This is a genomic window from Mycolicibacterium sp. 624, from assembly GCF_040548615.1.
GTDB lineage: Bacteria > Actinomycetota > Actinomycetes > Mycobacteriales > Mycobacteriaceae > Mycobacterium.
Genome location: NZ_JBEPRZ010000009.1, coordinates 202,656 through 214,433, shown reverse-complemented (window position 1 = coordinate 214,433; position 11,778 = coordinate 202,656). Strand labels below are relative to the sequence as shown.

Below are 11,778 nucleotides of genomic sequence, written 5' to 3'. Positions count from 1 at the left end.
CGAACTTGCGTGTGAGCTAGGGCTGCGGCGTGCCTGGGACGATCCCGGCATTCACTGCGGCCACCGGGCGTTCAGCCCCGGCGAGGCCTTCCTGCCTCCTGCTGTCGTGCCTGACAGAGACGGCGCGACCCACATATCCCATACCTGGATTGCCAGGCGATCACGTCCGCGCGTGCGCGGACGGTCTATTGGCGCGCGCATGGCGAAAGGATCGAAGTTGAAGAACATCCGCACCAAGCTTGGTCTGGCCACCATCGCCGGGGCGCTCGCCGTGGCCCCGATGGCACTGGCGACCGGTACCGCGAATGCGGACAGTGGCGTGAACTGGGACGCGGTTGCGTCCTGCGAGTCAGGCGGCAACTGGGCGATCAACACCGGCAATGGCTACTACGGGGGCCTGCAGTTCAACCTGGGAACCTGGCGTTCCAATGGTGGTTCGGGATCGCCGCACCAGGCCAGCCGCGAGGAGCAGATTCGGGTCGCCAACAACGTGCTGAAGTCGCAGGGCATCGGCGCATGGCCGGTCTGCGGTCGCCGGGGCTAGTTCCCCCGCGGTTCATCTTTCCCGCTTAGTTCTATCTAGGTCTTTCCTTGGATCGATGACGTGACCGTTTGGATTGACGGTGCCGGGCGTTTATTCGCCCGGCACCGTTTTCTTTTGTCCCAAGCTCCCCAACGACCCATCACGTCCCGATAAAGAACTTCAGTCGCTTCTGTAACGCGTGAATTCCCTCACACGAAGTACTCGATGACTGCAGTGCAAGAGCGCATCACTTTCACCGCGGTCCTCGTGTCAACCGGTCGGGGAAGGACCGCAGAAATGAACATCAAGAACAGCATTGCAGGCCTGATCACCCGGAGCGTTCGGTTTGTCATCCTGAGCTGCGGCTTCGCCGTCGCCGCGATGACCCTCTCCACGGTCCTCTCTGCGGGCAACGCGCACGCTGACACGATGAACTGGGACGCCGTCGCACAATGCGAGGCGGGTGGCAATTGGGCCGCCAATACCGGTAACGGTCATTTCGGTGGACTGCAGTTCAAGCCGGCCACCTGGTCCTCCAACGGCGGCGTCGGCTCGCCCGCCAATGCATCGCGTGAAGAGCAGATCCGCGTTGCCGAGAACGTGCTGCGCACCCAGGGTGTCAAGGCATGGCCGAAGTGCGGCCCCCTCGGTGGCACGGCGCCGGCAGTGTGGAACAACCCCGGTGTCCCGGCGGCGCCCGCGACGGCGGTCCCCGTGGGATGCCAGACCATGCCCACCAAGGGTCTGCTGGGGTTCATCAACCCCCGCCAGATGTGCACCGCGCTGCTCAACCCCCTCGGTACCTTCGGCCAGGTGCGCTGACACCGCTCAGAGCCCGGGTGGCGGTTCGGGAAGCCTGAACGCCGATCCCGAGGCCACCCACGCCAGATGTCGGGTGAGCATCGCCTCCGGGACGAGTGCCGAGGACCGCATCAGCGCGGCACTCAGGAACGCAGGCCGAAGATTCACCAGCTGGCCAATCAGACGCGACTCCCGGGCCAGCGAGCGCACGCGGGGACGCCGGATCGCGGCGAAACGGGTGAACGCGGCAGCCAGATCCTCGCCCGATGCGACACAGCGCGCCAGGATCGCGGCATCCTCGAGGCCTTGGCAGCCGCCCTGGCCGAGATGAGGTCGCATGGGATGGGCGGCGTCACCGACCACGACGACGGGGCCGCGAGACCACTGCCGGGCCTCGTCGCGGTCGTAGAGATCGTTGCGCAGTACCGCGTCCTCATCGGTCGCCGCCAGGAGCGCCGGGATGGGATCGGCCCACGCGGCGTATTTGGCTCGCAGATAAGCCAGTTCACCGTCGGGCGCCGACGCCCCCTCGGGTGAGCGTTCGGTACCGAACCAATAGGTGTGCCCCTCGCCGAGGGGAACATGGCCGAACTCCGTGCCAGAACCCATGGTCTCGCCGGCCAGATCCGGATTCAAGGTGTACGCGGCGACTCCGCGCCAGGCGGTGTATCCCGCGTAGCGGTGCCGCAGTGCGCCGTTGAGGTGGCGCGCCACGACGGACCCGGTGCCGTCCGCGCCGATCACGCCGGCCACCTCGCGGGTGGTGCCGTCGGTGAGCGTGACTCGCACACTGTGGCCGGTGGGTACGAGTTCGGTTGCCGCGAGACCAGTTTCGATGGTTCCGGTGTGGAGTGCACCGGCGAGAAGTTCCGTAAGCACCGATCGTCTAATCACCACGAGGGGTTCGCCGAGCGCGGTGACGATGCGCTCGGCGCTGGGGTGCCGTAACCACGAGCCGTCGCGCCAGCGCATGGCGCCCGCGGTCACGCGGCCGCCTGACTCGCGCACCGCATCACCGAGGCCGATGGCATCCAGCGCGGCAAGCGCATTGGGCCAGATGCTGATTCCGGCACCGGAGGAGGTGTCCGTCCGCTCCTCGACAATGGTGATGTGATGGCCTTGGCGCTGCAGGGCCACGGCGGTCGCCAAACCGGCGATGCCGGCACCGACCACGAGAATGCGTTGTGTCACGCAGATGAAGCTAGGTCAGATCAGAAGTCGAATACCAGCAGTGTGCTGCTGGCGGTTGCGACCACCGCGCCGCTGGCGTCGGTGACGACACCCTCAGTGAAGCCGACGCGGGACCCGGACTTGACCACCGTTCCGGTCGCGAGAAGTGGGCCGCTGGCCGGCCGGACTGCCTTGAGGTAGTTCACCTTGATCTCGATCGACGTGTAGCCCTTGCCCTGGGGCAGCGTGCTGTGCAGGGCGCAGCCCGCGACCGAGTCGAGCAGCGTGCAGACCAGGCCGCCGTGAATCGCGCCGATGGGGTTGTACGCCGATTCGTCGGGCTGGCAACTGAAGACCACGCGACCGGGTTCGACCGAGACCAGACCGAACTCCATCAGGCCCGAGATCGGCGGTGGGGGAAGCGTGCCGTCGGCCATGGCCCGCAGGTAGTCGATACCCGCCATGGACAGGCCCAGGCTTGCGGTGGGGGCCGGATCGTGCCAGGTGACGACCTTCGAGCGTGCCTCGCCCCAACCCTCGCGGGTGGTGTCCTCGGTCAGTTCTGCGGTCACGGTGTCTCCTTCGTATCGATGAGGCTGGCGTAGCGGTTGTGCAGGTCGGGGTCATCGGCGGCCACGGCGTGCGCGACGCCCCACGCCAGAAGCGACTCAAGGACGGGAGTGAGTGCGCGGCCGGACTCGGTCAGCGCGTACTCATCGCGATGAGCCGTGCGCGGCACCCGGGTGAGGACGCCCGCGGCCTCGAGGGTCTTCAGTCGGGCGGCGATGCGGTCACGGGGTGCCCCAGTGCCACGGACGATCTCGCTGAACCGCGTCGCGCCCAGGGCAACCTCGCGCACGACTAACAGCGCCCACCGCTCGCCGACGACCTCGAGCGCCGCGGCGATCGGACACGCCCGCCCCGGCAGGTCAGCCAGCGGTGACGTCGTCATGGTGTCCAGCGTGCCAGTCATCGGTTTGAAAATCAAACCGATGGATATTGCGATGAAGTCGCGGACTCGCGCGGGTACGGTTCGCGGTTGTGCTGCTCTGCCTTCGAGACCTCAGCTGATATGACCGCCACCCCGTTCCACGACCTCGACGAGTTCCTCGCACTGCCCCGCGTCGGCGGTTTAGCGGTGTCACGTGATGGATCGCGCGTCGTCACAACCATCGCCGAACTCGACGAGACGCGCACCGAATATGTCACGGCCATATGGGAACTCGACCCCGACGCCAAGCGGCCCGCGCGCCGGCTCACTCGCGGCGCCAAGGGGGAGTCGGCACCGGCGTTCACGTCCGACGGCGACCTGCTGTTCGTGGCATCCCGTTCCCGGGTCGGCGCTGCCGAAGGTGACGACAAACCGCCCGCCGCGCTATGGCGCCTGCCCGCCGAGGGTGGCGAGGCGGTGGCCGAGTTGACGCTGCCCGGCGGTGTCGACGGTGTGGTCGCGGCCCGCGACGCAGACACGGTGTTGGTGCGCGCGAGTCTGCTGCAGTCGGCGGCCGGGGTCGAGGAGGACCGGCGCCTGCGCGCGCTGCGCAAGGACAACAAGGTGTCGGCAGTACTGCATCAGGGATACCCGGTGCGCTACTGGGATCACGACATCGGGCCGGAGCAGCCGCATCTGCTGACCCTCGACGGTGTTCGCGACATCACCGCGGATCCGGGCCGGGCGTTGCACGAGGCCGATGCGGACATCAGCCGCAACGGACTGTTCGCCGTGACGGCGTGGAACGCGCCGGCCCCCGGCGCCGCGGTTCGCGGCCGATTGATGCGCGTCGACGTCACCACCGGTGAGCGCACCGTGCTCGTTGACGATCCCTGCGCCGACCTGTCCCACCCGGTGATCTCCCCGGACGGCACCAGGGTGGCGTACCTGCACGAGACGTTGACCACGCCCACCGAGGCGCCCCGAATCACGCTCTGGGTCAAGGGCTTTGATGGCGATCCAGTCCGCCTGGCAGCGGAGTGGGATCGGTGGCCGACCTCGGTCACGTGGACCGACGACGGTTCGGCGCTGCTGGTCACAGCGGACGAGGCCGGCAGGGGGCCGGTGTACGCGGTGGATCCCGAGCACTCGACTGTCACCAGGTTGACCCGTGACGACTTCACCTACACCGATGTGCACGCCGCCCCGGGAGGCGTCCTCTTCGCGCTGCGGAGTTCCTACGCCAGGCCGCCACATCCGGTGCGGGTCGACGCCGACGGAACCGTGACAGAGCTGCCGTGTGTCGCGAGACCCGAGCTGCCCGGCAACCTCGTCGAACTGAGCGCCTCGGCGGCGGACGGTACGACCGTCCGGTCCTGGCTGGCGCTACCCGCGGGTGCCGACCCGGCGCCGCTGGTGCTGTGGGTGCACGGCGGCCCGCTCGCCAGCTGGAATGCCTGGCACTGGCGATGGTGCCCTTGGCTGCTGACCGCGCTGGGCTACGCGGTGCTGCTGCCCGACCCGGCGTTGTCCACCGGCTACGGACAGGACTTCATCCAGCGCGGTTGGGGCGACTGGGGCGGTGCGCCGTATACCGACCTGATGGCCGCCACGGATGCGGCCTGCGAGCATCCGCGCGTCGACGGCACGCGGACGGCCGCGATGGGCGGATCCTTCGGCGGCTACATGGCGAACTGGATCGCCGGTCACACAGACCGGTTCGACGCGATCGTCACCCACGCCAGCCTGTGGGCTCTCGACCAGTTCGGCCACACCACCGACGGCGCCTACTGGTGGGCCCGCGAGATGACGTCAGACATGGCTGAGCGGAACTCGCCGCATCGTCACGTCGGTGAGATCAGCACCCCGATGCTGGTCATCCACGGTGACCGGGACTATCGCGTGCCGATCGGCGAGGGTCTTCGGCTCTGGTATGAGCTGTTGACCGACTCCGTGCGGCCAGCCGACGACGACGGCACCAGCCCGCACCAGTTCCTCTACTTCCCGAACGAGGGGCACTGGGTGGCGATGCCACAGCACGCCAAGGTCTGGTACCAGGTGGTGGCGTCGTTCCTGGGCACGCATGTGCTCGGGGTCGAGACGGACCTGCCGGACACCCTCGGCTGACCCCGCAGGCCCTCCACCGACCGGTAGGTTGGGGCCATGAGTGCAGCGCAGCGTGAATTCGACATCATTCTGTACGGCGCGACGGGATTCGTCGGAAAGCTGACGGCCGAGTACCTCGCCAGAGCCGGTGGGGATGCGCGCATAGCGCTGGCGGGCCGTTCCACCGAACGCCTGCGGGTCGTGCGGGACTCGCTGGGCGAGGCCGCGGCGGCGTGGCCGCTGATCGCCGCCGACGCGTCGGCACCGTCGACCCTCGCCGACATCGCGGCGCGCACCAGGGTGGTGGTGACCACCGTCGGGCCCTACACCAGGTACGGGCTGCCGCTCGTCGCCGCATGTGCGGCGGCCGGCACCGACTACGCCGACCTCACCGGCGAGACGATGTTCATCCGGGACAGCATCGACGGGTACCACAAGCAGGCCGTCGACACCGGCGCACGCATCGTGCACTCATGCGGATTCGACTCCATCCCTTCCGATCTCACCGTGTACGCGCTGTACAAGCAGGCGCAGCGGGACGGTGCCGGTGAACTGGGCGACACGACCTTCGTCCTGCGTGACATGGCGGGCGGGGTCTCGGGTGGCACCGTCGCATCGATGTTGGAGGTGATGGCCACGGCGTCGGGCGATCCCGCGGCGCGCCGCGAGATGGCCGACCCCTACACGCTGAGCACCGACCGGCAGGCCGAACCCGACTTCGGCCACCAGTCGGACACGCCGTGGCGACGTGGCCGCGATATCGCCCCCGAACTGGATGGCCTCTGGACCGGTGCATTTCCCATGGGGGCGCCGAACTCCAGAATCGTGCGGCGCAGCAACGCCCTGCTCGACTGGTCCTACGGCCGCTCCTTCCGTTACACCGAGATGATGAGCACCGGCTCGTCGATCGCCGCGCCGGTTGCCGCGGCACTGGGAACCGCCGCGAACGCCGCAGTGCTGGGTCTGGGCAGTCGCTACTTCAACAAACTGCCGCGCCGGATGGTCGACCGAGTGGTCCCGAAACCGGGCACCGGGCCGAGCGAACGCGCCAGGGAGAACGGGCATTACACCGTCGAGACCTACACCACCACAACCTCGGGCGCGCGGTACCGCGCCCTGATGGCGCAGCGCGGCGACCCCGGTTACAAGGCCACCTCGGTGCTGCTGGGGGAGTGTGGGCTGGCGCTCGCCCTGGACCGCGACGCCCTGTCCGATCTGCGTGGCGTGCTGACCCCGGCGGCCTCGATGGGCGACGCGCTGATGGCCCGGTTCCCCGCGGCGGGGGTGAGGTTGGAGACCGACCGTCTTGCCTGATCCGGCACGGTCGAACGCCTGTGGGACAAGGTCACATTCGTCTAGTGTCGTCTGCGAGGGCTTCAACTACGCCAGCAACGAAGGTGGGAAGAACAATGGCCGGTCTCGACGATCTCTTCGCGCAGATCCCGGTAGGGGATATCGCGAAGCAACTTGGCGTGAATGAGGGCGAGGTGGACGCGGCCATCAAGACCTTGGTGCCCGCGCTGGTCGGTGGTGTGGCAGAGAACGTGCAGGCCGACAACATCGACTCGAGTGACCTCGAATCGGCTGTCGCCGCGCATGCGGCGAGCGGTCTGCTCGATGGAGGCGTAAGCGTTGACCAGGTCGACGCAAAGGAAGGCGACCAGATCGTCTCGAAGATCTTCGGCGGCAACGACAGCAATCAGGTTGCGTCGGCATTGGCAGGTACCGGCGCAGGCGGTGGCGATCTGGTCAAGAAGTTGCTGCCGATCCTGGCGCCCATCGTGCTGGCCTACATCGGCAAGCAGTTCGCGCAGAAGAACGCGGCCCCAGCCGAGGCGCAGGCTCAGGGCTCCGGTGGCGGCCTCGGCGACATTCTCGGCGGCATCCTCGGCGGAGCAGGCGGCGGCGCAGGCGGCGGCGGCAACAACCCGCTGGGCAGCATTCTCGGCAGCGTGCTCGGTGGTGGCGGTGGCCAGGGCAACGCCATCGGCGAGATCCTCGGCGGCCTGCTCGGCGGCAAGAAGTAGCCGGTCGGTCCCTATCGCGACAGCCTCCGACACCCAGCGAACGCACCGGGTGTCGGGGGCTTTCGCGTATTGCGGTCCGTCCTTCCTAGAATGGCTCGGTGACCCCCAGCCCTGACAATCGCGCCGATGCCCTCCCCAAATCCTGGGATCCGGGTTCGGTAGAAGCCGACCTGTACCAGGGCTGGGTGGATGCCGGCTACTTCACCGCCGACCCGACCAGCGACAAGCCGCCGTACTCGATCGTGCTGCCCCCGCCGAACGTCACCGGCAATCTGCACATGGGTCACGCGCTGGACCACACCCTGATGGACGCACTGACCCGCCGAAAGCGCATGCAGGGTTATGAGGTGCTGTGGCTGCCTGGCATGGACCACGCGGGCATCGCCACCCAGAGCGTCGTCGAGAAGCAGCTCGCCGCCGACGGCACGTCCAAGGAGGACCTCGGCCGCGAACAGTTCGTCGAGCGGGTCTGGGACTGGAAGCGTGAGTCCGGTGGCACCATCGGCTCGCAGATGCGCGCCATCGGTGACGGCGTGGACTGGAGCCGCGACCGCTTCACCATGGACGAGGGTCTGTCGCGGGCGGTCCGCACCATCTTCAAGCGGCTCTACGATGCCGGGCTGATCTACCAGGCCGAGCGTCTCGTTAACTGGTCGCCGGTCCTGCAGACCGCGATATCGGATCTCGAGGTCAAGTACTCCGACGTCGAGGGCGAGTTGGTGTCGTTCCGGTACGGCTCGATGAACGACGACGAACCGCACCTCGTCGTGGCGACCACCCGGGTCGAGACAATGCTCGGTGACACCGCGATCGCCGTGCACCCCGACGACGACCGGTACCGCGCTCTCGTCGGTCGCACGCTGCCGCATCCCTTCATGGACCGCGAGATCCTCATCGTCGCCGACACGCACGTGGATCCCGAGTTCGGCACGGGCGCAGTCAAGGTGACGCCGGCGCATGACCCGAATGACTTCGAGATCGGCATGCGGCACAAGCTGGCCATGCCGACGATGATGGACGCCAAGGGTCGGATCGCCGCCACCGGAACCGAATTCGACGGTATGGACCGGTTCGAGGCCCGCGTCAAGGTGCGTGAGGCACTCGCAGCGCAAGGCCGCATCGTCGCGGAGAAACGCCCCTACCTGCACAGTGTCGGGCACTCCGAACGTAGTGGTGAGCCCATCGAGCCCCGCCTCTCACTGCAGTGGTGGGTCAAGGTCGAGACCCTGGCCAAGGCCGCCGGCGACGCAGTTCGCAACGGCGACACCGTGATCCACCCCGCCAGCCTCGAGCCGCGATGGTTCGCCTGGGTCGACGATATGCACGATTGGTGCATATCGCGGCAACTGTGGTGGGGGCACCGGATTCCGATCTGGCACGGACCCGATGGTCAGCAGGTCTGCGTGGGTCCCGACGAGACGCCGCCGCAGGGTTGGGAACAGGACCCCGACGTCCTCGACACGTGGTTCTCGTCGGCGCTGTGGCCCTTCTCGACCATGGGCTGGCCCGATCGCACGCCCGAACTCGAGAAGTTCTATCCCACCAGCGTGCTGGTCACCGGCTACGACATCCTGTTCTTCTGGGTGGCCCGGATGATGATGTTCGGCACGTTCGTCGGTGACGACGACGCGATCACCTCAGGTGGCGCGCGCGGCCCGCAGGTGCCGTTCGAGAACGTCTTCCTGCACGGGCTGATCCGCGACGAGTTCGGTCGCAAGATGAGCAAGTCCAAGGGCAACGGCATCGATCCGCTGGACTGGGTGGCGACGTTTGGAACAGACGCGCTGCGGTTCACCCTGGCCCGCGGCGCCAGTCCTGGTGGTGACCTGTCGATCGGCGAGGATCACGCCAGGGCTTCGCGCAACTTCGCAACGAAGCTTTTCAACGCGACGCGGTTCGCGTTGATGAACGGTGCCTCGCCGGCACCGCTGCCACCCGTCGAGGACCTCACGGACGCGGACCGCTGGATCCTGGGTCGACTGGAAGAGGTTCGCGCCGAGGTTGATTCGTCGTTCGACGCCTACGAGTTTAGTCGCGCGTGCGAGTCGCTGTACCACTTCGCGTGGGACGAGTTCTGTGACTGGTACCTCGAGCTGGCCAAGGTGCAGCTCGCGGGGGAGCCGGACGGGCCCACCAACGCGGTGTTGGCGGCCGTTCTTGACGCGCTGCTCAAGCTGCTTCACCCGGTAATGCCGTTCGTCACCGAGACGCTGTGGAAGACACTGACCGGTGGCGAGTCGGTCGTCATCGCCCAGTGGCCTGCCGCATCCGGTATCGCGTTGGATCCCGTTGCTGCGCAACGGATCGCAGACATGCAGAGGCTCATCACCGAGGTGCGCCGGTTCCGCAGTGACCAGGGCCTCAACGACCGCCAGCGGGTGCCCGCCCGGCTCGTCGGCGTCACCGAGGCCGATCTGGACACGCAGGTGGCGGCCGTCGCGGCACTGGCCTGGCTGACCGATCCCGCCGATGGGTTCAACCCGTCGGCATCGGTCGAGGTGCGGTTGTCTCGTGCCACGGTCGTCGTGGAACTGGACACCTCGGGCACCGTCGACGTCGCCGCCGAGCGGCGCAGGCTCGAGAAGGACCTCGCTGCCGCGCAGAAGGATCTCGCCCAGACCACCGGCAAGCTCGGCAACGCCGAGTTCCTGGCGAAGGCGCCCGATGCCGTGGTCGAGAAGATCCGTGCACGCCAACAGGTGGCCCAGGAAGAGGTGGAGCGCATCACCGGCCGCCTCGCCGCGCTGTCATGACCGCGCCGACACCCGACGAGGTCGCATCGCTACTGCAGGTCGAGCACCTGCTCGATCAGCGGTGGCCGGAGACCAAGATCGAGCCCAGCACCGCACGGATCAGTGCGCTGATGGAGTTGCTCGGCTCACCGCAGCGCGCCTACCCGAGCATCCACGTCGCCGGTACCAACGGGAAGACGTCGGTGGCCAGGCTCATCGACGCACTGCTGTCGGCGCTGCACCGACGCACCGGGCGGACCACCAGCCCACACCTGCAGTCCGCGGTGGAGCGCATCTCGATCGACGGGCATCCCATCAGCCCCGCGCAGTACGTCGAGACCTACCGCGAGATCGAACCGTTCGTCGAACTCGTCGACGCGCAGTCCGAGGCGGCCGGCGGTCCGAGGATGAGCAAGTTCGAGGTCGTGACCGCCATGGCGTTCGCCGCGTTCGCCGACGCACCCGTCGACGTGGCGGTTGTCGAGGTCGGGTTGGGCGGCCGCTGGGACGCCACGAACGTCATCGACGCGCCGGTGGTGGTCATCACCCCGATCGGCATCGACCACACCGACTACCTCGGTGACACCATCGGGGAGATCGCCGGGGAGAAGGCGGGGGTGATCGTCAAGCAGCCCGACGCGCTGGTGCCCACCGACACCGTGGCGGTGATCGGGCAGCAGGCGCCCGAGGCGATGGAGGTGTTGCTGGCCCAGGCGGTGCGCAGCGAAGCTGCCGTGGCCCGCGAGGACTCGGAGTTCGCCGTGCTGCGGCGCGAGATCGCCATCGGCGGGCAACTTCTGGAGCTGCAGGGCCTGGGCGGCACCTACTCCGAGATCTTCCTGCCACTGCACGGCGAGCACCAGGCGCACAACGCGGTGCTTGCGCTGGCGGCGGTCGAGGCGTTCTTTGGGGCGGGAGCCCAAAGCCAACTCGACATTGACGCGGTTCGGGCCGGCTTCGCGTCGGTCCTCAGTCCGGGACGTATGGAGCGGATGCGCAGTGCCCCAACGGTGTTCATCGACGCCGCGCACAATCCGGCGGGCGCTGCGGCGCTTACCGCAACGCTCGACCAGGAGTTCGACTTCAGGTTCCTCGTCGGCGTGATCTCGGTGATGGCGGACAAGGACGTGGACGGAATCCTCGCCGCGCTGGAGCCCGCATTCGACGTCGTCGTCATCACCCACAATGGGTCCCCACGGGCCATGGACGTCGAGGCGCTTGCGGAGCGCGCCGAGGAACGCTTTGGGTCCGAACGCGTCGTGACCGCTGCGACACTCGCCGACGCGATCGAGACGGCGACGGCGATGGTCGAGGAGTCGGGCAATGATGACGGATACTCCGGCAGCGGCATGGTGATCACCGGATCCGTCGTGACCGCAGGCGCGGCACGCACTCTGTTCGGACGGGACCCACAGTGAACGAGCAACCACAGTGACCGAGCAACCGGTGGAATCGCCCACCCCACCCGACCCGTGGAAGAGCTTCCGC

The 11,778-nt window shown here is 67.7% G+C and carries 10 protein-coding genes; 7 read left to right on the top strand and 3 right to left on the bottom strand.

Annotation, left to right across the window (positions count from 1 at the left end; translation table 11 throughout):
• Nucleotides 1-217: 217 nt before the first annotated feature.
• Both ABIA65_RS29490 and ABIA65_RS29485 read left to right on the top strand, forming a co-directional pair.
• Nucleotides 218-544, top strand: coding sequence for a transglycosylase family protein (locus ABIA65_RS29490; RefSeq protein WP_241405578.1), 327 nt, complete (start codon nucleotides 218-220; stop codon nucleotides 542-544).
• A 276-nt stretch (nucleotides 545-820) separates the two neighbouring features.
• Nucleotides 821-1,345 (top strand): transglycosylase family protein, encoded by a 525-nt coding sequence (locus tag ABIA65_RS29485; RefSeq protein ID WP_371747015.1) that lies wholly within the window; start codon nucleotides 821-823, stop codon nucleotides 1,343-1,345.
• A 6-nt stretch (nucleotides 1,346-1,351) separates the two neighbouring features.
• Here the strand turns inward: ABIA65_RS29485 and ABIA65_RS29480 are convergent, their stop codons facing one another.
• Genes ABIA65_RS29480 through ABIA65_RS29470 form a run of 3 tightly spaced genes read right to left on the bottom strand, consistent with a single transcriptional unit; the run spans nucleotide 1,352 to nucleotide 3,467 of the window.
• Entirely contained in the window at nucleotides 1,352-2,515 is a 1,164-nt protein-coding gene (locus ABIA65_RS29480) for an FAD-dependent oxidoreductase (RefSeq protein ID WP_354525767.1), read from the bottom strand.
• Between the two features lie 20 nt (nucleotides 2,516-2,535).
• Nucleotides 2,536-3,066 carry a PaaI family thioesterase gene (locus ABIA65_RS29475; RefSeq protein WP_354525766.1) on the bottom strand — a complete coding sequence of 177 codons (531 nt, stop codon included), beginning with the start codon at nucleotides 3,064-3,066 and terminating at the stop codon, nucleotides 2,536-2,538.
• Nucleotides 3,063-3,467: a winged helix-turn-helix transcriptional regulator gene (locus ABIA65_RS29470; protein WP_241404377.1), complete on the bottom strand. Its 405-nt coding sequence runs from the start codon at nucleotides 3,465-3,467 to the stop codon at nucleotides 3,063-3,065. The genes ABIA65_RS29475 and ABIA65_RS29470 overlap by 4 nt, the downstream gene beginning before the upstream one ends.
• 99 nt (nucleotides 3,468-3,566) lie before the next feature.
• On the opposite strand from ABIA65_RS29470, the gene ABIA65_RS29465 reads away from it, so the two are divergent.
• The 5 genes from ABIA65_RS29465 (at nucleotide 3,567) to folC (ending at nucleotide 11,708) form a co-directional block, all read left to right on the top strand.
• Nucleotides 3,567-5,552 carry a S9 family peptidase gene (locus tag ABIA65_RS29465; RefSeq protein ID WP_354525765.1) on the top strand — a complete coding sequence of 662 codons (1,986 nt, stop codon included), beginning with the start codon at nucleotides 3,567-3,569 and terminating at the stop codon, nucleotides 5,550-5,552.
• A 36-nt stretch (nucleotides 5,553-5,588) separates the two neighbouring features.
• Nucleotides 5,589-6,845: a saccharopine dehydrogenase family protein gene (locus ABIA65_RS29460; protein WP_354525764.1), complete on the top strand. Its 1,257-nt coding sequence runs from the start codon at nucleotides 5,589-5,591 to the stop codon at nucleotides 6,843-6,845.
• 95 nt (nucleotides 6,846-6,940) lie between these two features.
• Nucleotides 6,941-7,558, top strand: a complete 618-nt coding sequence (locus ABIA65_RS29455) for a DUF937 domain-containing protein (protein ID WP_241404380.1) — start codon at nucleotides 6,941-6,943, stop codon at nucleotides 7,556-7,558.
• A gap of 98 nt (nucleotides 7,559-7,656) precedes the next feature.
• Nucleotides 7,657-10,311, top strand: coding sequence for a valine--tRNA ligase (locus tag ABIA65_RS29450; RefSeq protein ID WP_354525763.1), 2,655 nt, complete (start codon nucleotides 7,657-7,659; stop codon nucleotides 10,309-10,311).
• Nucleotides 10,308-11,708 carry a bifunctional tetrahydrofolate synthase/dihydrofolate synthase gene (folC, locus tag ABIA65_RS29445; protein WP_241404382.1) on the top strand — a complete coding sequence of 467 codons (1,401 nt, stop codon included), beginning with the start codon at nucleotides 10,308-10,310 and terminating at the stop codon, nucleotides 11,706-11,708. Before ABIA65_RS29450 ends, folC begins: the two co-directional genes overlap by 4 nt.
• The last annotated feature ends 70 nt before the right edge of the window (nucleotides 11,709-11,778 follow it).